A 22,903-nucleotide genomic window follows, 5' to 3' on the forward strand; every position below is an offset into this window, starting at 1 on the left:
CGATCGCCGACACCCATTCTTCCATGACCAGGGCCTTAGGTTCTGGCACGCTGAGACGCACCGCCCACGCCACCACTGCAACACGAGCACCACGATGATCGCACCGGCCGATGAACCGATGATCCCGCTGAGGCGGAAGGCCAGACCGTCGCCGGCGATCAGAAGGCGAGAAGACCTCCGAGGAACGACCCGAGAATCCCTGCGACGAGAGCGCTCCCCCACTCAATGCCCCGAGCCGATCGATTGCCGACGAGCTGCGCAGCAGCACCGACGAGCAGCCCGAACAAGATGATTCCGAGCAGGAGCATGGGCAGAGAGTATCGACAGAGACGGAACCCGCTGCTCTCCGGCACCCCATGCGCCGACCCTGCATGAGTTGCTCTCGGGATTTCGAACGAAGTGGCTGCCCGATGCTCTGCGGCCGTCGGGCACGAGGTTGCCTACCGGTCCGGTTCCTGCTCCTCGGGCTGCGGGTGACGGGACTTGAGCCGCGGCTTTCCGGGTCACCGCGGTCACGGCACCCGAGTCGGGTCGAGTCAGGGATCCGTACCATCTGTTGGGCTCCGGCCACGGCAGGACGGCCGCTCAGGGATCACGTGTCTCCGCGCCGGACCTCGAAGACCTGTGCGAGGCCTGGCTCCTCCGGGTCGTCCGTGATCTCTCGGGCATCTAGCCAGGAGCCGATCACGTGGGCGAGCTCGCGGGGGTGGCTGAAGTTCATCGCGTGTGCCGCGCCCTCGATCACCGCGATCGTCAGGTGCGGCGGCGCCAGGCGGCCGACCTCCTGTACCCGCCACGGCGGCGGCATGAGCGGGTCACGGGTACCGATAACGGCGAGCGTGGGCACGGGTGTCCGCAGGATGCGTTCGAGCGAGGGGAATCGCATGAGCTCGCCGAACAGCTGCAGAGCGTTCAGGGGACCGAAGTGCAGATAGTCGGGGAGCACGACGCAAGCCATGCGCGGGCTCTCGTGCCAGGCGTCGCGCGCGAGTTGCACGAGTGCCCTGGTCAGCGGCTGGTTGTGCATCCCGCCCGCGGGCGAGGCGAGCACGACCCCGGCCACGCGGTCGGGAGCGCTGTGCGCGACCTCCAGGCACACCGGTCCGCCCATGGAGTTGCCGACCAAGACCACGCGGTCGAGATCGAGCGCGTCGAGAACCTCGAGCAGCGCCCACGCCAGCGACGGGATTCCCAGCACGTGATCCCAGACCGGACTGTGTCCATAGCCAGGCAGATCGGGGACCAGCGTTGTCGCACGGTGTGCGAGTGCCGCGGCGGTGGGAAGCAGGTAGCTGCCGGAAACTGCGAAGCCGTGCACGTGCACGAGCGGGACCGAGCCGGGAACCTGCGGACCCTTGCGGACGAAGACCGGGCGTCCCTGGACCTCGACCCGGAGCTCCTCCCAACCCACCTCGGCCATGACCCAGTGTCACAGACAAGGGCCCGCCCCGCCCACCGCCTGAACCGCCCAGGCGTGTCGGGAGAGCTTGGGGTGCCCCCGGGGCGATTCACCACCACACGAGGGTGATCGCTTCCCGGTAGTGCGGGGACAGCGTGTCGAGCAGGCCGTGCAGCACCATCCGGGCGTCGGCGGCGGTGTAGTCGTTGGTCCCGGACGCGGGGTCGAGCCCGGACGGCATGGCGGTGGTGGGGCGGGTGCGGGCCCGCCGGAGCCGATCGATGGCCCCATGGCGGGCGATACTCCACAGTCACCCGGCGGCGCGGTCATCATGGACGGCGAGGTCCCGGAGCTCGTGCTCAGCGTGGTGCTCACCGTCGAGAGCAGCGGCGAAGAGGGCGGTCACGGCGTCTCGGTACGGGTGGGGAGGCCTGGTGGCGTTCATGCGCTGCTCGACGCAGCCGACAGCCAGCCGGTTCCCGACGAGCGCCCGTCGGCGATCAGGCGCGCGCCTTGTCTGTCGTGCGGCTGGCCGAGCTCGGCGGGGTTCCGATCGGGCTGCAGAACTCGCCAGCTCGAGTGGCGCAGGTGCCCGTCGTCGGTCCAGCTGCGGATGCGGGCCTCGCCGACGAGCCGCGGTACGCACCACCGCGCGGCGCACTCCTCGGGAACGACGCCGATGAACGGGCTCTCAGTAGGGGCGTAGGGGGCGCTACTGCTCGGCGTCGGTCGGTAGCGCTCCCCCGCGCACTCACGGCCGTGTCGATGCCGGCGAGCCTTTCGGGGCGATCTCGCCCGAGGCCGCGGGCCGCGGGCCGCGGGCGGCAGGGCCTCGTCGTGGCCGGGATCATCCGCATCGGATGACGACGGCGGGGCCGCGCTCCCAGAGGCTGAAGGACCGCTTCTCCGGAGACGACGTGACCGACAAGCAGCCCCGCGGCCCTGAGGACGCGGAACAGCCATCGAGTGGTGGAGGAGTCAGCCGACCGCCAGGTGATGAGGTGGTACATCCGCGACCTGACACGGACCAGCCGGGCAGACCCGCGTCGCCGGACCGCTGTGCCATCGGCGAGCCCCCGTTGGTGAGGACCAACGGGCCATCGCTGGGCCGGGTGGCCGCCGTCGTCCTCGTCGGCGCTCTGGTCGTCGTCGGAGTCGTCGTTCTGGCCCTCCTGGCCTACCGCGCACGGCAGGCGCTGCTGCTCGCCTTCACCGGCTTCTTCCTGGCCGTGGGTTTCGAGCCGGGGGTCGGATGGCTGATCCGTCACGGGGTGCGGCGCGGGCTCGGGGTGGCACTGACCGCGCTGGGTCTGGTCGCGGTCGGGGCCGTGCTGACGGCGGTGCTGATCGTGCCCGGCCTCCGCCAGCTCAGAGCTCTCGTCCAGGAGGCTCCCCAGTTGCTGGACCGACTCTCCGAGAGGTTCGGTGGACCGGGGACGAGCGCCGGTGCGGCGCTGGCCGACCCCGTGACCTACGCACAGGTCTCCCAGGTGAGCGAGCAGCTCGGCCAGGTGCTGGTCTCGGCACTCACGGCCATGTTCAGCGCCCTGGGTCTGCTGCTGGGCGGAGCCGCGGCAGCGCTCACCACGCTGGTCCTGATGGTCTACTTCGGGCTCGCGATGCCCCGCATCCGAGCGAGCCTGGCTCGCCTGCTGGCCCGTTCGGATCGCGTCCAGACCCTCGACCGGGCGCTCGGCCGGGTCGGCGGCTACATCTCCGGTCAGATCCTCGTCTCGCTCATCGCCGGGGCGGTGTCGTTCGTCTTCTTCCTCGTTGCCGGGGTGCCCTATCCGGCGCTGCTCGCCGTTGTCGTCGCCCTGTTCGACGCGCTGCCCCAGATCGGCGCCTTCCTCGCCTCTCTCATCGGTACAGCAGTCGCCCTCTCGCAGAGCTTGGGACTCGCGGTCGCGACGCTCGCGTTCTTCTGCGCCTACCAGGCGGTCGAGAACTATCTGATCGCGCCGCGCGTCTTCTCCCGCACCATCGACATGTCCCCGCTCGCGGCACTCGTCGCGGTCCTGGTCGGTGGCTCGCTCGGCGGCTTGCTCGGTGCCCTCGTCGCCCTCCCCGTCACCGCCGCCGGCAAGATCGTCCTGGCGCATCTGCTGTTCGGGCGTCCCGACCTGACCACCTGACGGCACGGACGCGACCCCACGCGAGGTGAGCAGCCCACGGGCGGCGCCGAGCGTGCCGCCCTGCGGCCGAGCGTGCCGCAGCTTCCATCCGTGCGATGGCCACCGCCGGCGCGGCCTTTCCTCCCATCAGCTCGCAGTGTTCTCGTCTCGTCCTTCTCGGTGGCTCTGCTGGAGTTCTCGGATGTCACCGGACGGTGAGCGCCCGGGCGGGGGTGACCGCCTTCCGCGCGTCGACTGGTGGCGGTTGCGGTGCTCGGCGTCGACGGATCCACTTGCCGGCTTCGACCACGACGGGGAGCACCAGTGCGAGGCCGATGCAGGCCAGCCATTGGGTGCCGGTCAGCGCTCGGGTCAGGAGGCTGCGCTGCAGGAAGGCGGTCTCGGTGGCCAGCACGAGGAGCACGACCGGAGCGACCGAGATGGCGACCGCCTGGAGGAGCGGCGGCGTGAGCCCGCTGGCCGGGTCGCGGCGGTTGGTCAGGGCGTTGAAGACGGTGCCGAGTCCCATCACCACGAAGGTCATGGTCAGCGACGCGCTGGGCTGGTCCGGTCTGGGCTGGTCGGGGCCCGCGACGAGGGGCGTCAGCGCGGCGAGGAAGAAGACCACGGCATACAGGACCCAGAGCCCGACCGCGGTGCGGTTGGTGATCGGCACGTTCGGGTCCCGGGGTGGGCGGTGCATGACGTCGGGGTCGCCGGGATCCACGGCGATGACCACCACCCCGGCGACGGTGACGAAGAACAACAGGTAGAGCACCATCGAGGGGGTGAGCGCCACCCCCTGATTGATGTTGAACGCGGTCGCGGCGACGAACAGCATCACCAGGGCGAGGAGTTGGGTCATCTGGTAGCGCACGTAGGCCACGACCTTGTCGTACACACGTCGGCCGATCTCAACCGCCTGGACGAGGGTGCCGAAGTTGTCGTCGGTGAGGATCATGCGGGCGGCCTGCTTCGAGACCTCGCTACCGCTGCCCATCGCCACGCCGATGTCGGCCTGCTTGAGCGCGGCGGCGTCGTTCACCGCGTCACCGGTCATCGCGACGATCAGTCCCTGGTGCTGCATCGTGCGGGCCAGACGCAGCTTGTCCTCCGGTGCGACCCGACCGAAGACGTGCAGCCGCGGTAGCCGCCGGGTCAGCTCCTCGTCGGACAACGCCTGCAGCTCGCGACCGCTGATCGCCCCTGGTCCGAGTCCGAGCTGCTCGCCGATGGCCTCGGCGGTGACAGCGTGATCGCCAGTAATCATCCGGACGTCGATGCCGGCCCTCAGAGCGATGCGCACCGCGCTTCTCGCCTCGGCACGCAGGGGGTCGATGATCCCGGCGAGCCCCACGAAGGCCAGGTCCCGGGTCAGGATCATCGGGTCGGTCCTCATCGACGCGAGCTCGCTGTCCGCGACGAGCCGGGCGGCGAACGCGAGCACCCGCAGGCCGCTGCTCCCCATCCGCTCGTTGGCGGCCTCGATGTCCGCCCGGACCTCCTCGACGGACACCTGCGAACCGCTCAGCGGACCGCCGGCGTGGCTGCACCGTGCCAGCACGACGTCCGGGGCGCCCTTGACCAATTCGATGACGCGGTCGATCCCGTCGGCGGTGAAGCGGTGGAAGGTGGCCATGAACTTGTACTCGGAGTCGAAAGGCACCTCGGCGATGCGCGGATAGGTCCGACGGGTCTCCTCGGCATCGACGCCGAGCTTGGCGGCGAGCACGACCAGCGCAGCCTCGGTGGGGTCGCCGATGACATCACCGTCGTCGCCGACCGTGGCGTCGGTGTCCAGGGCCAGACCCAGCGCCAGCCGTGTGAAGTCGGGCGTGCCAGCACCGGCGACACCCCTGATCGCTCCGGACTTGCGGTAGCCCTCGCCGTCGACCGCGAACCAGGCGCCCCCGGTGTACAAGGTCGAGACCATCATCTCGTTCATCGTCAGGGTGCCGGTCTTGTCGGTGTTGACGGCGCTGGTCGAGCCCAGGGTCTCCACGTCGGTGAGGTTCTTGACGATCGCCTTCGCCTGGGCGAGCTGCTTCGCACCGGACGACAGCAAGGCCGAGACGAACGCCGGCATCCCGGTGGGGATCGCGGAGATCGCCATCGCGGTCCCCAGCAGCAACAGCTGGTCCAGGGCCGTCCCGCGGAGCGCGCCGACGACCACGATCAGCGCCACGGCGATCCATGCGACGAGACCGAGGACCTTGGTCAGCGACCCGAGCTCGATCTGCATCGGTGATCGGGTGCGGGTCACCGAGGTCAACATGGAGGCGATCTGACCCATCTGGGTCTGCATCCCGGTCTCTGTCGCGACCAGCCTCGCGGTACCTCTGGTCACCGAGGTGTTCTGGAACAGCACGTTCGCCCTGTCGCCGACCGCGACGTCCTGGTCGGGAAGGGTGCCGGCGGCCTTGGCCACGGGCGCGCTCTCCCCGGTGAGCGCGGCCTCTTGGACCTCCAGGGACGACGATCGGACGATCCGCCCGTCGACCGGGACGATGTCGCCGGCCTCGAGCGCGACGATGTCGCCGGGGACGAGCTCGGACGCCGGGACCTGGACGACCTCGCCGTCGCGGAGCGCCCTCGCCCGGGGCACCTGCAACGTCGAGAGTGCGTCGACGCTCGCCCTGGCCTTCAGTTCCTGCCGGGCTCCGAGGACGACATTGACGACCACCAGCGAGCCCACGATGGCCGCGGTCGAGAGCTCCCCGATGAGAACGCTCACCGCGACCACCGCGACCAGCATGAGATTCATCGGGTCGCGGAGCTGCTGCAGGGATACCGCCCACACCGACGGCGGCTTCTCGGCAGCGATCTGGTTCGGTCCGTACCGGGACAGACGAGCCCCCGCGTCGGCCTGGGTCAAGCCGTGCTCGACGTCGCTGCCCATGGCATCGATCACGCGGTCGGGGTCCTGAGCGAACCAACGCTCGACCGGCACCGTTGCTGCGGATCCGCTCTCCGGAACAGCGTGCGTCTTGCGGACCATCGAGCGTCTCCCGTCGCTGCTTAGCCGGTCGGAGCTGCCGGACCGGCTCCGAGAGACGCCGCGGGGCCGCTGACGTGGGACCACCCGACGTCGCTGACGCGCCGGCGAAGATCACGCATCGTGCTCTCGTCCGCCGGCCACCCACGCCTTGGCCTGCGGGAGCTCGGCGAGCGGGAACGCTCGTAGCTGTCCCGGCACGAGGGCGGAGAACAGGCGGAGCGCCGGCCTGAGCCAGTCCTGGTCGCTGACGACGGCGACGCGCTCATAGGACGACGCGTGGCGCGCCGCGAACTTCAGCTCCTCGGCCAGCGCGTCACCCTCGTACTCGAGCAGCTCGGAACCGAGGACGTAGAGCAAGCGGATCGTCCTCCCGGCGGCGATCTCCCCACGGAGGACGGGCTCGACGGCTTCTTCGAAGTCGTCGTCGTCGAACTTGCCCACCACCTCGAAACCGATCGCTCCCGGCGGCATGTCCGCTATCGGCTTGAGCATCGCTCTCCTTCACCCGGCGATCGTGTCGGCACGCCATGGCCTTACTGAGGTCAGCCGACCACCTTGAGGCCGGTGCCGATCTCACTGACCACGCGGTTGTCGCGGTTGCGGGCCATGATGTGGCCCAGCCCGAGCACGCCCGCGACGGCCCAGGGGACGACGTCGAACGCAGCGAGGGCGCTGACCGTGATCAGGTAGCTGAGACTGCCGGTCAGCGGCCAGCCCACCGGGCCGACGTACGGAATATCGATGTGCCATTCCCAGCCGGCGGGCTCGTCCCGTTCGTCGGTCGAGGCCAGCGGACCCGCTGGATCGTCGTCGGGCGTCATCGGTCGCTCCCACGTGCTCGGGTCTCGGTGCGCACACCGTGCCCCGACCGGCACCGGACCGCCTCATCCGAGATGGGTGATCTCGGAGCGCCTCTCGGCTCCATCCCCGCCGCGGGCGAGTGAGTCTCCGGGTGCCGGCTGATCGAACCTGGGTACGGTCGGGATTTCTGATCGCGGTCGGGACACGCCGTCCATCGAGCGTCGCGATCGATCCGCTACCCGATGAGCTGGGTTTCGACGGTGCCACGATTTCCCGACGTGGTGGCTCGGGGTTCGGTCGCACGCCCCAGGAGCCGATCATCCGGCGTCAGTGGAGCTGGGCCTTGAGCACGATGATCCCGACGCCGAGCACGACCGACGCGGCCACCGAGCCGACACGAAACAGGGGCGATCGGTGTGAGCCCCGGGCTTCGATCACGCTGACGGCCACCAACGTCAGGACTCCCAACCACAGGGCGACGTCGATGGCGGTCGGCACCGTGGTTCCGAGGACGTCGGCGATCAGGAGGAAGGCGCCGGCGAGGACCCCGGGCGCGGCGGCCATCGAGCAGGCGCTCAGCTCGTGGCGGACCTCGGCGGCCGGCAGCGCACGGACCGAGGCCAGGGCCATCGAGAAGAGGCCCGCGTAAGCCTCACCGAAGAAGATCACGAGTCCGGTCCCGACGACCGTCAAAACCGCCTTCGTCAGGGTCGTCTCGTGGTCTCCGAGGTAGGCCAGGACCGACATGGCGAAGATCGACCCGGTGAGGGTCGCGCGGAGCTTCGCCCGGGTGTGGGGGCCGAGATCGCCGTGGCCCCCCGTCGCGGTGCCCGATCCCTCCGGTGCGACTGCCATCGGTGCTCCTCCCACCTTCGTCTCGCTCGGTGCCCGGTCCGTCAGACGAAGGCCTGCCGGATGGCCGCGCACGTCGAGCCCGGGTGCGGTGCACCGCGATGCCGATCCGCTCCCGGGGGCGGCCGGGTCCCGCGGTGGGCGTCACGTCGATCAGCATGCGCCGGTCGGGGCCCGCCCGACCTCCCCCGCGATGTATGAGACCCAGGGGTCGTGGAGCGCCGACAGCTCGCCCTTACTCGACGCCGTGCGTCCTGCGCGACGGATACCCGGCCACTCGACGGAACAGCTCGACCGACGCCGCGCCGGGTCTCGGGAGTGGCGCGCCAGCCGTCGGTGCGCGGGATGCCCGCGGAACCCGGACGCGGAGGGCGGCGGCCGTCGACCGGAAACGCAGGGGCGGTGCGAGCCTCAGCGCCTCCCCGTCGACCCCCACCGCGAGGAGCTCGTCCCCGGAGTCGACCACGAGCTCCGGCGTGCTCCACTGCCGGAATCCCCGGTGACGGCTGAGGTTGCCGCGAGCCTCGGCCGCGAGCAGGGCAGGCACGTCGGTGGTGCTGTCGAGGGTGAGCGTGACGACCCCGAGCACCCCCTCGTCGAGGCGTGCCCTCGTGCCGAAGCCGCTGAACCGTTGGACGCGGTAGACGTTGTTCGAGACCAGGAGCAGGTCGGTGTCGATCTGCCGGTCGGGCTCCTCGGGGTCGAGACGCAGGCCGAGCCCGCGGGCGTCCGGTCCGAGCAGGTCCGGCAGCATCTGCGCCGCTGTGCGGACCTTCGCGTTCCGGTACCCGTCAGTCTGGACGACCGTGGCGTAGATCCCCAGCGAGACGTTGTTGACGAAGACCCGGTCGTTCACCCAGGCGAGGTCGACACGCCCTTCGGCAGCGTCGCCGAAGGCGTCGAGGGCGCTGACCACGTCATCGCGGTCGAGCCCGAGGTCCAGCGCGAAGTGGTTCCGGGTCCCGGCGGGGACACAGACCATCGCCACCCCGTGCCTCTGGGCCACCTCGGCGACCAGGGCCTGCGAGCCGTCGCCGCCGGCCATGCCGAGCACGTCGGCACCCTGGGCAACAGCTCGCTCGGCCAGCGCTCGCAGGTCGTCGCCCGGGTGCAGCAGGATCGGCGTGATGCCCCTGGCGCGGGCTTCGTTCTCGAGGTCGAACCGGACGACCCGGCCTCCCCCGGAGCGGGGGTTCATCAGCAGCACCCCGTGTGCGGCCGGTCCGACCGGCCCGGTCGCGAAGGAGGGCGCCTGCTCGACGTCGTGCAGCGCCACTCGGGCTGCGGCCAGCGAGGTCAGCACCAGCACGATCACCCCGAGGACCCGCCACAGGGCGTGGAGGTCGAACAGGAGTACCGCGCTGATCAAGGCGCCGGCGGCGATCGCGCCGGCGACGTTCCGCCGGACCCCGCGATGGACCATCGCGTCCCACCCGGCCAGGAGCGCGAGGACGACCGCCGCCAGGACCAGCGGGAGCCTCACCGGTTCACGGACGAGACCGGCCACGACGATCGCCGCGGCCCCCAGCGCGGCGGCCAACGATGCTCCGGCGGCGCATCGCGTCCGCAGAGGGACCACATCCGATCGCGCGGTCAGGGGCTCCCCCGTACCGCCCATCCGTGGTCGTCCCCTCGGGTCGTCCGGTCTTTCCACCTGACTCGAGAGGCTCGCGCCTTCCCGGTCCCGGCCAGGATCGCGGGAACCGAACGGTATGGGCTCGCCCGAAGAAGATGAGGCGGACATCCGCCTCGTCGGTGCCGGGCCCGGTCAGCGGCCGGGGACGTCATCCGGCGCGGGTGACGCGTCGAGCGCGGATCGGCGGGACTCTGACGACCCCGATGGCATGCGTCCGCAGGTTCGAGGAGACGACGATGACCGACCAGCAGACCCCGCCGGGACGATCGACGTACTCCCGCGCCGCGCACGGCAGGTCCCCGTCCGGACTCTCGGACGCATGGACCGGCTGGGTCCACTTCGGCGGCGTCCTCATGATCGTGGTCGGCGCGTTCGCCGTCATCGAGGGCGTCATCGCCCTCCTCCTGCCCACGACCTACCTGGCCACCAACGAGCTCGTGCTGACCGTCACCTTCGCCGGCTGGGGCTGGCTCCACATCGTTCTCGGTGCCCTCGTCCTGGCCGTCGGAGCGAGCCTCGTGCGCGAGGAGGTGCCCTCCTGGGCGCGCGGCACCGCCATCGTGCTGGTCGCACTCAGCACCGTCGTCCAGCTCGCGTGGCTGCCCGCCTACCCGATCTGGTCCGTCGTGATGATCGTGCTCGACGTACTGATCATCGGCGCACTCGCCGCGACCGGGGACCCGGCCGCCCGGTCACGCTGAGGCCGGGCCACGACGAAGGATGCCGTGCGCCGGCCCACGCTCCTCACGCTGACCCTTCCCGGCTGCTGGGGCGCGCTGATCCTCAGCTGCTTGTCGTTCACGCCGTCCCTCCTTCCCCGCGGCGGGGTCGTCCAGGGTCTCGTGTGGGGCATCGGTGCCGTCATCGGCTACGGCCTGGGAACGCTCGCCGCCTGGATCTGGCGGGCCTTCGCCGATCGCGACCCACGGCGACCGGGGCACCGTGCCTGGCTCGTCCTAGGGGTGGTGGCGGGTCTCCTGCTCGCGGTGTCGTTCACGCTCGGGCAGTACTGGCAGTCGGAGATCCGGGAGCTCGTCGGGGTCACCGACCACGACGTCGTCCTCGTGGTCGCGTCACCGTTCGTCGCTGCGATCACGTTCGTCCTGCTCCTCCTGCTCGGGCGAGGACTCCGCGGTCTGTACCGGTGGTGGGCGAGCCTGTTCCGCCGATGGATCGGGCGGCGGGCCGCCGACGCCGTGGGATGGATCGTCGCCGTCGGGTTGGCCTACCTGGTCGTGAGCGGTCTGCTCCTCGGCGGGTTCGTCGACGCCGCAAACGCCACGTTCTCCCTGCGCAACGGCAGCACATCGGAGGGGACACACCGACCCGCGAGCGGCGCGCGCTCGGGCGGACCCGATTCGCTGGTGCCCTGGGATTCCCTCGGTCAGCAGGGGCGGGACTTCACGGGCCTGGGCCCGACGATCAGCGACATCCAGGAGCTGACCGCCCGTCCGGCTCTCGAGCCCGTCCGGACCTATGCCGGCCTGGACTCCGCCCCCGACGCGGAGACGCGCGCGGAACTCGCCGTCCGGGACCTGGAGCGGGCCGGCGGCTTCCAGCGCAGGAACCTGGTGGTGGTCACAACCACCGGCAGCGGGTGGGTCGACCCCGCGCTCGTCGACTCGTTCGAGTACCTCAGCGGCGGCGACTCCGCGACCGTGGCGCTCCAGTACTCCTACCTGCCGTCGTGGATGTCGTACCTGGTCGACCAGTCCAAGGCCCGCGACGCCGGCCGCGCTCTCTTCGACGCGGTGTACGGGAGGTGGTCGACCCTGCCCGCGGACCGGCGGCCCCGGCTCTTCGTCGCCGGGGAGAGTCTCGGATCGTTCGGGGCCGAGACGGCGTTCAGCGGTGAGTACGACATGGCCAACCGCACCTCCGGGATCGTCTTCGCGGGGCCACCCAATTTCAACAGCCTGTTCCGCGAGTTCACCGATCACCGCGAGCCGGGCAGCCCCGAGGTGGCGCCGGTGTTCCGGGAGGGCCGGGTCGTGCGGTTCACGAACGACCCGGAGATCGACATTCCACCGGCGGGCGCCTGGCCCCGGAGCCGGGTGCTCTACATGATGAATCCGTCGGATCCCATCGTCTGGTGGAGTCCGCGGCTCGCGCTGCACCGGCCCGACTGGATCCGTGAGCCGCCCGGTGACGATGTGCTCCCGGGGATGATCTGGATTCCGTTCGTGACGTTCTGGCAGGTCACGGCCGATCTACCGTTCGCCGTCGATCCGCCGGGAGGTCACGGGCACCACTACACCTCGGCCTACGTCGACGGGTGGTACACCGTCATGCAACCGGCCGACGTGACACCGGCCGAGCTGACAGAGCTGCGCACCCGCGTCGGCTGAGGCGTGGTCAACCGCCGAGCGCCGTCTCGGCGGCCCCGCTCTGTTCGGGGTCACGCAGCCGCGTCATCGGGAACGACAGCAGCAGACCGAGCACGCCCGCCACGAGCGGGACGAGCAGGGCGGCCTGTAGCGCGGGCGGCCGCGCCACCGTGTTGATCCGGAGCACCTCCTCGCGCGCCGCGGGCGGCTCGTCGGCCAGGAGCTGTCCGAGGCCCGTGTTGCTCATCACCTCGGCGTCGTGCTCCAGCGCCACGGCGACGCGTTCCTGGTCGCCGGGCGCAAGCACCGAGCTGGAGCGCGCCTCGGCGGTGAACGTCGTCGCGAGCGTGGCCAGCATGACGGCGCCCGCGAGCGCCAGGCCGAGCGAGAGCCCGAACGAGCCCGCGGCGGAGTTGACCCCGGCGGCCTCGCTCGCGCGCTCCTCGGACATCGGTCCGAGTGTGTAGGCGTTGAGCTGGGAGACGAGCAGTCCGAAGCCGGCACCCGCGAGCGCGAGCGGGAGGATGAGCGCCCAGCCGAAGTCCGCGCGTGGCACGGTCGCGATGAGGACGGCGTTGCCGATCACGAGGAGCAGGAAGCCGACCCGGATCACCGTGGCCGGGCGTCGCCGTCCAGCTCGCCTCCCCGCGACCAGGGCCACCGCGAACATCGTCAGCGACAGCGGCGCGAGCGAGAGGCCGGCGAGCAGGGCGCTGTACTCGAGGACCATCTGCAGATAGATCGGCAGCGCGATCATCGTGCCGCCGAGGGCGGTCTGCTGGAGCAACTGGGCGGAGATCCCCAGGCGGAACCACGGGGACTCGAAGAGCCCGGCGTCGAGCAGCGCGGCCCGGCCACGACGGCGACAGCGGATCAGCCAGACGGCGAGCAGGCCGAGCGCAACCACACCGGTGACGACGAGGGCACCGACGGCCTCGCCGCCCTCCTGCCAGACGAGGATGCCCAGGACGACGCTGCCCATCCCGACCACCGAGAGCACCGACCCGAGGACGTCCACGCGACGCGGGCCGAGGTAGGGCACGTCGTGCACTAGGCGCACGCCGCAGAGCACGACGCCGATGATGAGCACCTCGAGGGCGAAGCCGAGCCGCCACGACAGGAACGTCGTGATGAACCCGCCGAGGAGCGGGCCGACCGCCGCGGCGATGGCGGCCGCGGCCCCGACCAGTGCGTAGGCCTGCTTGCGCTCGACGCCGGCGAAGTTCCCGTGGATCAGCGACTGCATGGCGGGCAGCAGCAACGCCGCGCCGAGCCCGCCGATGACGGCCCAGAAGATGATGATCGCTGTGAGCCCCTGCGCCAGGGTCATCGCCACGGCCCCCGTCGCGTAACCCAGGAGGCCGAGCACATAGGCCCTCTTGCGGCCGATCAGGTCACCGACCTTGCCTCCGATGATGATGAACGCCGCGGACACGAGGGCTTCGAGGGCGATCGCCGACTGCACACCGCTGACGGTCGTGTCGAGGTCGCGCACAACCGCCGCGATGGAGACGTTCATCAGCGACGTGTCCACGACGAGGACGAACATCGCCATCGCCAGGAGCAGCGCGAGCAGCCGGCTCCGACCGCCGGCTGGTGCGCTCCCCTCGCTCGACACCTCGGCCATGGGACCTCCTGGCCCCACCGTGCGTCGGACACCGTCGAACGGCATCACCCGCCGCGGGCGAGGCTCCGGAGAGCCGCGGGGCGGAAGGTCATCCTCCTGAGGAGCCGGATTCGCGGAAGAGGTCGACATGGCGGAGGCAGACGGCACCCGCGCGGAGGCGCGCGAGGACGCGGCGACGCGCAGGAACGACGACGAATCGGTCTTCACGAATTCCGCGAGGGAATGGGTGCGTTTCGGCGCCATCGTGATGGTGATCGTCGGCGGGTTCTCCGTGCTCGAGGGCGTGATGGCCCTGGCGGCACCGGACACCTACGTCACCCGCGAGGGGACCGTCCTCGCGATCGACCTCGCCGGCTGGGCCTGGCTGCACCTCGTCCTCGGCGCGCTCGTGCTCCTCAGCGGCCTCGCTCTGCTCCGCGACGCGATGTCCGGTCGGGCTCGCGCCGCGGGAGTCACGGTGGTCGGGCTCAGCGCGATCGTGCAACTGGCCTGGCTACCGGCCGCGCCGATCTGGTCGATCATCATGATCGCCCTGGACGTGCTCGTCCTCGGCGCGATCGTCGCGGTCGGGAACCAGCACAGCGCGGGCAGGCTATGACCGTCCACGGCGACGGCCAGGCGCCCGTACCCGGCGCGCGCGAGCCACGCCACAGCACGAACGACGATGCTCCTGCGCCGCGCTCCGGCGGGCCTCCGGGTCGTCCTGGCGCCGTCCGTCCCGACTGGGTCGTGTTCGGCGTCGGGGGGGCGCTGGTCCTGGCCTTCGTCGGCTGGGGCGTCGTCGACCCCACGTCCCTCGCGTCGGTGACCGGCGCGCTGCTCGACGGACTCATCCGGGCCGGCGGATGGGCGTTCAGCCTCGCCGCACTCGGGTTCGTCGTCTTCGCCCTGTGTCTCGCGTTCAGTCGGTTCGGGCGCATCCGCCTCGGCGGGGACGACGAGCGGCCGGCGTTCCGGACGTCGTCGTGGGTGGCGATGATGTTCAGCGCGGGCATGGGTATCGGGTTGATGTTCTACGGCGTCGCCGAGCCGCTCGCCTTCTACACCAGTCCCCCGCCGGGATCGGTGCCACCGGGCGACGACGTCGAGGCCGTGCGCACCGCGATGGCGACCTCGCTGTTCCACTGGACCCTGCACCCGTGGGCGATCTATGCGGTGGTCGGCCTGGCCATTGCGTACTCGACCTTCCGCAAGGGCCGCAAACAGCTCATCAGCTCCGCCTTCGTCCCCCTCATCGGCCAGCGGGCGGCCGACGGCTGGCTCGGCAAGGTCATCGACATCATCGCCATCTTCGCGACCGTGTTCGGTTCGGCCGCGTCCCTGGGACTGGGCGCCCTGCAGATCGGTGGGGGCCTCGAGGCGACCGGGCTGGTCGCCTCCGTCGGCAACAGCGTCCTCGTCCCGATGATCATCGTGCTCACCGCGGCGTTCGTCCTCTCCGCGGTGTCGGGCATCGCGCGCGGCATCCAGTGGCTGTCGAACATCAACATGGTGCTCGCGGGCCTGCTCGCGCTGTTCGTGTTCGTCCTCGGCCCGACCGTGCTCATCCTCGACCTCCTGCAGACCGGGCTCATGGCCTACTTCACCGACTTCTTCGAGATGGCCGGACGCTCGGAGGCGACCGGCGGCCCCGCGATGCTCGAGTGGCTGAGCGACTGGACGATCTTCTACTGGGCCTGGTGGATCTCCTGGACACCGTTCGTCGGGATGTTCCTGGCCAAGATCAGTCGCGGCCGCACCATCCGACAGTTCGTCGGGGGCGTCATCCTCGTGCCGAGCGTGGTGAGCCTGGTCTGGTTCGCCATCTTCGGGGGGTCGGCCATCGCCCAGCAGAAGATCGGGCTCGACCCGGCCTCCGCGGGTACCGAGCAGCAGCTGTTCGCGGTGCTCTCGCAGTACCCCGCCGCCTCGTTCACCGGATTGCTCGTCATGGTTCTCGTCGCGATCTTCTTCGTCTCCGGGGCGGATGCCGCATCGATCGTGACCGGCACGCTCTCCCAACGGGGCACCGACGAGCCGAAGCGCTGGGTGGTCGTCTTCTGGGGCGCGATGATGGGTGCGGTCGCCGTGGTGATGCTGCTGGTCGGCGGCGAGGATGCGCTCAAGGGCCTGGAGAGCCTCACCATCCTCGTCGCCGCTCCCTTCGTCGTGATCATGCTGCTCCTCTGCGTCGCGTTCGCCCGCGACCTCAGGAACGACCCGCAGGTGAGGCTCGAGGACAAGAGCGCGGAGGTCGTCGAACAGGCCGTCGACTACGGCACCAGCCACTACGGCGACCACTTCACCCTCCGCGTGCTGGCCTTTCCGGGGGCTCGGCCTCGACGTCGGGCGGACGCCCCGGAGGCGGTCACCACTGGCAACGGCGACGTCGACGGGACAGGAACGACGCCGTCCGCAGCCGAGTGAGGCGACCAGACACTGTCCCTGGACCGGCTCACGCAGCGTCGGACTCGGCGCTCTGGTCGCGGTCGGCCGGGTCCGTCGAGAGGAGCCCGAGCCCCACGAGACGCTCCAGCCTCCGCACCGTGAACGGGTGCGATCGCGGGAGCTGGGCGAGGCCGACCCACACTCCGCGCAGACGACGGCCCTGGTCGAGAAGCTGCTCGATGTCGACCTCTGTCTCGGTGTAGCGGCCGGAGGCGAGGAGGACGAGGCCCACGGCGCCCTGCGGCTCCAGGGCAGCGCCGATCCGGTCGCAGGAGTACTCCCGCAACCGGGACAACGTGGGCCCGAGGATCGGGATCCGCTGGGAGTAGGCCACGGCGAGCTGGTACCAGAGCGAGACGTGGTGCAGACGGATGTGTGCCATCTCGTGTCCCAGGATGAAGCGAAGACCGTCGCGGTTCTCCTCGCGCAGGTGGGCGAACAGCTGGCTCGACACCACGACGTAGTCCTGACCGGCCGCCTGCGCGGCGAAGGCGTTGAGCGCGCCGTTCCCGTTGGCCAGGTAGACGACGGGTCGCCGGCCGAGCCCGAGGGCCTCCGCGAACTCCTGCGCGGTGCCGTAGAGGGCGGGGAACTGCCGCTCCGAGAGCTGCACCGCCGTGCCCAGCACCGAGGCCCGCTGAACCTCACGCACGACGATCAGGGCGGGAACGAAGAGCAGGAGCCCGACCAGCGCGGCGCGGACGGTGTTCGCGAACCCGGAGTCCTGCATCTCCGCCGGCAGGAAGGGCACCACCAGGGCCGATCTCACGATCACCAGCACGATGGCCAGGTTGAGGACCACCATCACGACGAAGAACGGCACCTCAGCCGGATGCCTCGACACTCGAGCCGGGCGGGGCGATCCGCGGTGTCGATCTCTGCGTGTCGATGCCTGCTGGTCGCTCACGACGGCCTCCGGACGGCAGATCGGTCTCGCGCCGATGGTGGGCGGGAAACGCGGCGCCCGTCCTCGCCTCCCACGGATGAGGGCGAGCGGCCCAACCCGCAGCCCGCGACCCCTCAGGGGCCTACCGCGGCATTGCGCGCAGGGAGACGAGCTGCAGCCCGAACGACTCGAGGCGGGCCAGGACGCCGTGGAGGTGGGCCCCGTCGACGACCTCGCCCAGCAGGACGGTCTCGGCCGGAGCCTCGGTCACGTCGAACTCCTCGAAGTCCTGACTGACGTCAGGGGACAGTCGTCCCTGGACCCGGAGCTCGTAACGGGTGGATGCCATGGAAAGCCCTCGCCGACCTGCTCGCGTGAGTGGGTAGCCGGAGCTCGTGATGTGACCTCCGGGGACCACAGCGTGGCTCGCCGAACCGTCGACGGCCTCATGCCGCAGAGGTGACCCGACGACGGATCCCGGGTCATCCCCGGAGCGCACGACCGTCGGCGTGAACGCATGCCGCTGCCTGAACAAGCGAATCCAGCGTTCGGCGGAACCCATCACAGAGAGCTATGCCCGGCGCCACAACGAAGTCACACTGAATCACCCAGTCCGAGCGACCGAGCCCGTTGGCGGTGAACGCGCCATGCGACTCTCGAAGACCACGGTGCCGCTCCTCCCGGCCGAGGTCGTCGAACGCCTGCGGGTGCGGCGAGCGCTCGACGAGCCGAGCGGCGCGACGGGGTCCTGCCCGGTGGTGCTCGTCAGTGCCCCGCCGGGTCACGGGAAGACCGTGGCGTTGGCCGACTGGGTCCGCGCCACGCCCGAGGTCCCGACGGCCTGGCTGTCGCTGGACGCCTCGGACCGGGACGAGGCCACGTGGTGGCGGTCGGTGATGACTGCCCTGTGCGCGAAGGTCCCGGCCGACAGCGCCCTCCACAGGCTGCACGCCGCCCCCGCCGCCGGGCGCCCGCACGACGATGCCTTCCTCGCCACGGTCCTCGATGTGCTCGACGACCTGCCCGACCCCGTGCGACTGGTCCTCGACGACGTCCACGAGATCCTGGGGCATCCGGCCGAGCGTGAGCTCCGCGCCCTGGTCCGGTATCCGATCCGTGGCCTCACGATCGTCCTGTGCAGCCGGTTCGACCCACCACTCGGACTGGATCGGCTCCGCCTGGACGGCCGCCTGCGTGAGGTGCGGGTCGACCGGCTCGCCTTCACGATCGCAGACACCGCGCAGCTGTTCGAGCAGACGTCGATCGAGCTGACCACGGAACAGATCGGCAGTCTCGTGGCACGCACCGAGGGCTGGGTCGCCGCGCTGCGTCTGGTGGCGAGGTCCCTGCAGAGCTCACCCGACCCTGCCGCGGTGGTGCAGGACTTCGCCGGCGACGACCGCTCGGTCGCCGACTACGTGGTGGACGAGGTCCTGTCCAAGCTCGACGATCGGGAGCGCCGCCTCGTCGAGGCCGCCAGCGCATGCTCGCCGATCTCGGTGGAACTGGCCGCCGTGCTGACCGGCGATCCCGAGGCGGCCGAGGTCCTCGAGCGCGTGGAAGCGTCCACGAGCATGGTCACCGCCATCGACCGTCGGCGCGAGCAGTTCCACACCCATGAGCTGCTGCGCAGCCACGTCGTGGCCAGGTTGCGACGCACCCGCTGGCAGGATCTCCGCGACCTCTACCAGCGCGCGGCCGCGTGGTACGAGGCCCAGGACGACCCCGACGCTGCCCTCCACTACTCCGCGCTCGCCTGCGACGTCGCCGGGACCGAGGCCCTCCTGAGGGCCCGCGCGATCGAGCTGCTGGCCCGCGGGGCGTTCCGGTCCCTCGAGGAGCCCGACCGTCTGCTCGAGGCCCGTGGTGAGGACCACCGCGCACGCATCGTGCTCGCTCTCGCGGCACTCGAGCACGACGAGCTCGACCGCGCAGCGACCCTCGCCCAGGACGTCGGGGGTGAGACCGGCGACGACGACGCCAACCTCGGCACCGTCCGCGCCGTGCTGCAGACCCGTCTGGCACTCGCTCGTGGCCGACCGGTGGACGCGCGGGCCGCGGCGCTGCGGATCGCGCCGGAGGCCGTCACCGGAGCTCCCCTGCGGACCCTCGCCCTGACGACCCGCGGTTACGCGTCGGTCACCTCGGAGCCGGACCGCGCCCGCGCCGACGCGGAGAAGGCCCTGTCGCTGGCCGAGCGGCACGGATGGCGCTACGCCGTCGTGCAGGCCAGGACCGTCCTGGCGCTCGCTCATGCCCACCGCGACAACCTCCTCGTGGCCGTCGAGCATGCCCAGGCCGTCCTGCGATCGGTGGCTGACGAGGGGTGGAAGCACACGCCGTGGGCGGTGGGCGCCCTGGTGGTGCTGGCTGGCGCCGATGTCCTCGGTGGGCGCCCGGAGCACGCTCTCGCCGGGGTCGCCCGGGCCGAGGCGATGGCAGCCCTCAACCATGTGGAGCACCGTCGGTCGCTCGAGGTCCTGCGTGGCGCCGCGGAACACGACAGCGGCCGGGAGCTCGATGGATGGCACCGCCTGCGGGCCTGCCGCGCTCGCCAGGACACGGACCAGCTCGACGTCCGCCAGGTCGCGCTGGCCGCCCTGCTCGAGCACGAGATGGCGCTCGGGCTGGGGCGGGTACACGAGGCCGCGGGGCTCGTGCGTGACGTCGAGGCCCGGCTGGACGGGACGGGCGACGCGGTCCTCCTGCGGGCCCGGGAGCTCTGGGCCACCACCCGGGACGTGCGCGCACGCCGGCTCCTCGCCCCGGCATGCGAAGGCAGTCTCCCCTTCGTCACCGCTCTCGCCGCCGTCGAGTCCTCCGTGCTCGATGCGGAGATCGCCCTCGCGCAGGGAGCGCACCCGTTCGTCCGCCGCCGGCTGCACGACGCACTCCGGCGGGCGGCCACGCAGGGTGTCGTCCGTCCCCTCCTGCGAGCAGCACCGACGGTCCACCGATACCTCGAGCAGCGACGCGGGAGCTTCGACGACCTCGACCGCACGGTCGCACGCGTGCTCTCCGCCGGCCCGTCGGCGTCCTCGCCGCCGGTCGTCGCGCTCACCGAACGGGAACGGGAGGTCCTCGAGCTCCTGCCGAGCATGCGCTCCGTGGTCGAGATCGCCGAGGACCTCGCGGTCTCCGCCAACACGGTGAAGACCCACCAGCGAGCGATCTACCACAAGCTCGGCGCAGACACCCGTCGCGCCGCCGTGCTCCGGGCTCGCCGAGTGGGCCTCCTCTCCAGCTCCGACTGAGGCTCGACCTGAGGCTCGACGTGGCCGGTCGTCCCGCGACCTCCGGACCCGCGCCGACCTCGCCGACCACGCGGGCGCAGTCCGCGGGACCCGCGTCACCCTCACCCGCCGTGGGCGACCTCGCGTCGTACCGGATCGACGGTCGGGGCAGCCAGTGCCGGCGGTGGGAGAGCTCACCCGCCCAGGGCGAGGAGGGGCCCCGGGCCGGGGAGCACCGTGCACGGAGACCTCGTCCACCCAGCTCTGCCGCCCGTGCGGAGGCGATGATGACCGAACAACAGACACCGAGCTCCTCGCCGGACCGCGTGTCGATCCCTCGGCAGCGGGAGGCCGAGCCGCCGGCGAGCGGCTCGCCCGAGTCCTGGTCCGGCTGGGTCCGCTTCGGCGGCATCGTGATGGCGGTGACCGGCACCTTCTCGGTCCTCGAGGGCATCCTCGCGCTCGCCGCCCCCACGACGTACGTGACCATCGACGGCGCTGTGCTGGCCATCGACCTCGTTGCCTGGGGCTGGCTCCACCTGGCCCTCGGCGTGCTCGTACTCGCCACTGGAGCCGCGCTGCTCGGCCGCGACGTCCCGGGCTGGGCCCGCGCGTTGGGCATCGGGCTCGTGACGGTCAACATGATCGTGCAACTGGCGTGGCTGCCGGCCTACCCGATCTGGTCGATCCTCGTGCTCGCGCTCGACGGGCTCGTCCTCTATGCCTTGATGGCGACCTGGGACGACACCCGCGCATGAGCCACGGGAGATGTCGGAGCCCTCGTGGGGGGCGGCTAACCCGACGTGTGTGAGGTGGCCGACCGGCGGCGCCGCAAGCCTGGCTCGAGGCTCGACCCCTCTAGAAAGGCTCACCAACCATGGCCACGCTGACAGTGTGGAAGTTCCAGACGACCGATGGCGCGGACGGAGCCGTCGACCGGCTGAAGTCGCTGGAGAAGCAGGAGCTGATCCAGGTCCACGACGCTGCCACGATCTCGTGGGAGGAAGGCGCCAAGCGCCCGACCACCCGACAGCTCCACAACCTCGTGGGGGCAGGCGCGATGGGCGGCATGTTCTGGGGCATGCTCTTCGGTCTGATCTTCTTCGTTCCCTTGCTCGGGGCCGCTGTCGGGGCGGCCACCGGAGCAGCGAGCGGAGCTCTGGCCGACGTGGGGATCGACGACGACTTCATCAAGAACGTTCGGGACCAGGTCACGCCCGGCACATCCGCTCTGTTCGTCATGACCTCGGGAGCGGTCATGGACAAGGTGCACGATGCCTTCCGGGGCGATCGCGTCGAGCTGATCCACACGAACCTCTCCGAGGACCAGGAGAAGGCCCTCAAGGAGGTCTTCGCCTGACGACGGTCCCTGACCGCATCGGGCCGACGGCGGTGCAGCCGCCTGCAGGCGCCACGGTCGCCCCGGCGCGTCGGCAGCGATCGAGAGCCGACGGCTAGGGGGAGCAATGTCGCTGCCGGGTCGCTTGTCCTCGATCATCCCTGTTCCGGGCGAGTCGGAGAGCTGAGGAGCGGCGCCAGCCGAGGTACCGGTCTGGGTACCGCTCATGTCACACCACCACCGCCGACGGACCGTCACGATGCTTGATCACCTCGGTCGATCTGACCGCTGACCAGCACGAACGCCCACCGCGCACCACCACTGCCGACAGGATTCACCACCCGTCCGGTGGGTTCGAGTCCCGCCTGGGGCACTCTTCGTCGCAGGTCAGAGCTCTGACCTGGTTCTATCGGTCGGAGCTGGTCGTCCTTCACCTGCCGAAGTCTCCTCCGAGGAGCCTCGAGACCTCTGCCCGTAGGCGCTGCGGGCCGACGTCTCCGGCCACCGCTGGGTCTGACCAGCCCGATATGCAGGACCGCTGCTTGCGAACGTCGATCGCCCTTCGATGACAGGCCACGCGGCGCGGCTGAGCGAGGTGTCGGCAGCTCCAAGCGCAGCGGCGTCCTTGGGTCGGCACAATCGGTGCACGTGCTCGGCGACTACGTCGCCGAGCCAGAGGCCGTACTGCTCGCGTGTCCAGCCACGTTGGTCGATGAGCAGCAGCGCGACCTCCGGCGAGACGAGGGTCCACACCACGTCGACGGCGCGGTCCAGTGCAGGGCCGGCCGATGTGCCGGAGAGCCGGACGAGCAGGTTCCGCGTGCCCTCGAGGCGTTCGGCCCGGGTGGCCTCGAGCAGACTCTGCAGCTCCGGCTCGTGGGCGGCATCGGCGAGAACTCTCAGCACGGGCCCGATGCGCTCGACGAGCTCGGCGGACAGCATCCCGAAGGTTCGGGTTGCCGCGGCAGGGTCGGGGTCGGCCAGCATCTGGGTGTACTCGGGCCGGTCCGCGACCGCGACGGACTCGTGGTCGCCGACAACGGCCACGTCGTAGACCGCTTTGAGCAGGTCGGGCTTGGTGCGGAACGTCTTGTAGAGCGTCTCGCGCGAGACACCGGCTTCCCGCGCGAGCGCCGCCATCGACGTGCCGCCGTACCCGTCGCGCACGAACGCCCGCCACGCCGCATCGATGATCTGCTGGCGCGTCCTCGCCGCCTGTGCGGTGCGCAGGGGTGACTCGTAGGCCCTCTTGCCCATCACATTC

20 protein-coding genes are annotated in these 22,903 nt (G+C 70.8%); 8 read left to right on the forward strand and 12 right to left on the reverse strand.

Annotation, left to right across the window (positions count from 1 at the left end; all coding sequences use genetic code 11):
* Positions 1-592 precede the first annotated feature (592 nt).
* The 3 genes from PH189_RS00995 to PH189_RS30270 all read right to left on the reverse strand — a co-directional run bounded on the left by PH189_RS00995 (position 593) and on the right by PH189_RS30270 (position 2,362).
* A complete protein-coding gene (locus PH189_RS00995) occupies positions 593-1,324 on the reverse strand; it encodes an alpha/beta fold hydrolase (protein ID WP_274186861.1) in 732 nt (243 codons plus the stop codon).
* A 184-nt stretch (positions 1,325-1,508) separates the two neighbouring features.
* Positions 1,509-1,640: a hypothetical protein gene (locus PH189_RS01000; protein WP_274186862.1), complete on the reverse strand. Its 132-nt coding sequence runs from the start codon at positions 1,638-1,640 to the stop codon at positions 1,509-1,511.
* Positions 1,641-1,840: 200 nt separating this feature from the next.
* Complete coding sequence (locus PH189_RS30270; RefSeq protein ID WP_337994117.1) at positions 1,841-2,362, reverse strand: ATP dependent DNA ligase; 522 nt, start codon at positions 2,360-2,362, stop codon at positions 1,841-1,843.
* 119 nt (positions 2,363-2,481) lie between these two features.
* Here PH189_RS30270 and PH189_RS01005 point away from each other — a divergent pair, with 119 nt between their 5' ends.
* Positions 2,482-3,534 (forward strand): AI-2E family transporter, encoded by a 1,053-nt coding sequence (locus tag PH189_RS01005; protein ID WP_274186863.1) that lies wholly within the window; start codon positions 2,482-2,484, stop codon positions 3,532-3,534.
* Positions 3,535-3,718: 184 nt separating this feature from the next.
* On the opposite strand, the gene PH189_RS01010 is transcribed toward PH189_RS01005, so the two are convergent.
* The 5 genes from PH189_RS01010 to PH189_RS01030 form a co-directional block, all read right to left on the reverse strand.
* Positions 3,719-6,511 carry a cation-translocating P-type ATPase gene (locus PH189_RS01010; RefSeq protein ID WP_274186864.1) on the reverse strand — a complete coding sequence of 931 codons (2,793 nt, stop codon included), beginning with the start codon at positions 6,509-6,511 and terminating at the stop codon, positions 3,719-3,721.
* Between the two features lie 111 nt (positions 6,512-6,622).
* Positions 6,623-7,003: a SpoIIAA family protein gene (locus PH189_RS01015; RefSeq protein ID WP_274186865.1), complete on the reverse strand. Its 381-nt coding sequence runs from the start codon at positions 7,001-7,003 to the stop codon at positions 6,623-6,625.
* Positions 7,004-7,053: 50 nt separating this feature from the next.
* Positions 7,054-7,332 carry a hypothetical protein gene (locus tag PH189_RS01020; RefSeq protein WP_274186866.1) on the reverse strand — a complete coding sequence of 93 codons (279 nt, stop codon included), beginning with the start codon at positions 7,330-7,332 and terminating at the stop codon, positions 7,054-7,056.
* 307 nt (positions 7,333-7,639) lie between these two features.
* Positions 7,640-8,167, reverse strand: a complete 528-nt coding sequence (locus PH189_RS01025; protein WP_274186867.1) for a hypothetical protein — start codon at positions 8,165-8,167, stop codon at positions 7,640-7,642.
* Positions 8,168-8,399: 232 nt separating this feature from the next.
* Positions 8,400-9,704: a diacylglycerol/lipid kinase family protein gene (locus tag PH189_RS01030; protein ID WP_274186868.1), complete on the reverse strand. Its 1,305-nt coding sequence runs from the start codon at positions 9,702-9,704 to the stop codon at positions 8,400-8,402.
* Positions 9,705-10,036: 332 nt separating this feature from the next.
* Between PH189_RS01030 and PH189_RS01035 the strand changes: the two genes are divergently transcribed.
* Together PH189_RS01035 and PH189_RS01040 are read left to right on the forward strand one after the other, a co-directional pair.
* On the forward strand, positions 10,037-10,501 hold the full coding sequence (locus tag PH189_RS01035; RefSeq protein ID WP_274186869.1) for a DUF7144 family membrane protein: 465 nt from the start codon (positions 10,037-10,039) through the stop codon (positions 10,499-10,501).
* 24 nt (positions 10,502-10,525) lie between these two features.
* Entirely contained in the window at positions 10,526-12,148 is a 1,623-nt protein-coding gene (locus PH189_RS01040) for an alpha/beta hydrolase (protein WP_274186870.1), read from the forward strand.
* Between the two features lie 7 nt (positions 12,149-12,155).
* Here the strand turns inward: PH189_RS01040 and PH189_RS01045 are convergent, their stop codons facing one another.
* On the reverse strand, positions 12,156-13,754 hold the full coding sequence (locus tag PH189_RS01045) for an MFS transporter (protein ID WP_274186871.1): 1,599 nt from the start codon (positions 13,752-13,754) through the stop codon (positions 12,156-12,158).
* Positions 13,755-13,881: 127 nt separating this feature from the next.
* Here PH189_RS01045 and PH189_RS01050 point away from each other — a divergent pair, with 127 nt between their 5' ends.
* Positions 13,882-14,352, forward strand: coding sequence for a DUF7144 family membrane protein (locus PH189_RS01050; RefSeq protein WP_274186872.1), 471 nt, complete (start codon positions 13,882-13,884; stop codon positions 14,350-14,352).
* Positions 14,349-16,160: a BCCT family transporter gene (locus PH189_RS01055; RefSeq protein WP_274186873.1), complete on the forward strand. Its 1,812-nt coding sequence runs from the start codon at positions 14,349-14,351 to the stop codon at positions 16,158-16,160. The genes PH189_RS01050 and PH189_RS01055 overlap by 4 nt, the downstream gene beginning before the upstream one ends.
* 28 nt (positions 16,161-16,188) lie before the next feature.
* Here the strand turns inward: PH189_RS01055 and PH189_RS01060 are convergent, their stop codons facing one another.
* Together PH189_RS01060 and PH189_RS01065 are read right to left on the reverse strand one after the other, a co-directional pair.
* A complete protein-coding gene (locus PH189_RS01060; RefSeq protein ID WP_274186874.1) occupies positions 16,189-17,004 on the reverse strand; it encodes a M48 family metallopeptidase in 816 nt (271 codons plus the stop codon).
* A 205-nt stretch (positions 17,005-17,209) separates the two neighbouring features.
* Entirely contained in the window at positions 17,210-17,416 is a 207-nt protein-coding gene (locus tag PH189_RS01065; protein ID WP_274186875.1) for a hypothetical protein, read from the reverse strand.
* A gap of 298 nt (positions 17,417-17,714) precedes the next feature.
* On the opposite strand from PH189_RS01065, the gene PH189_RS01070 reads away from it, so the two are divergent.
* The 3 genes from PH189_RS01070 to PH189_RS01080 all read left to right on the forward strand — a co-directional run bounded on the left by PH189_RS01070 (position 17,715) and on the right by PH189_RS01080 (position 21,660).
* Complete coding sequence (locus PH189_RS01070) at positions 17,715-20,321, forward strand: winged helix-turn-helix domain-containing protein (RefSeq protein ID WP_274186876.1); 2,607 nt, start codon at positions 17,715-17,717, stop codon at positions 20,319-20,321.
* A gap of 266 nt (positions 20,322-20,587) precedes the next feature.
* Complete coding sequence (locus PH189_RS01075; RefSeq protein ID WP_274186877.1) at positions 20,588-21,058, forward strand: DUF7144 family membrane protein; 471 nt, start codon at positions 20,588-20,590, stop codon at positions 21,056-21,058.
* Between the two features lie 119 nt (positions 21,059-21,177).
* Positions 21,178-21,660 carry a DUF1269 domain-containing protein gene (locus PH189_RS01080; RefSeq protein WP_274186878.1) on the forward strand — a complete coding sequence of 161 codons (483 nt, stop codon included), beginning with the start codon at positions 21,178-21,180 and terminating at the stop codon, positions 21,658-21,660.
* A gap of 366 nt (positions 21,661-22,026) precedes the next feature.
* Here PH189_RS01080 and PH189_RS01085 read toward each other — a convergent pair whose 3' ends face one another.
* On the reverse strand, positions 22,027-22,896 hold the full coding sequence (locus PH189_RS01085; protein WP_274186879.1) for a TetR/AcrR family transcriptional regulator: 870 nt from the start codon (positions 22,894-22,896) through the stop codon (positions 22,027-22,029).
* Positions 22,897-22,903: the final 7 nt, after the last annotated feature.

This window comes from Actinomycetospora chibensis (assembly GCF_028737215.1).
Taxonomy (GTDB): domain Bacteria; phylum Actinomycetota; class Actinomycetes; order Mycobacteriales; family Pseudonocardiaceae; genus Actinomycetospora; species Actinomycetospora chibensis.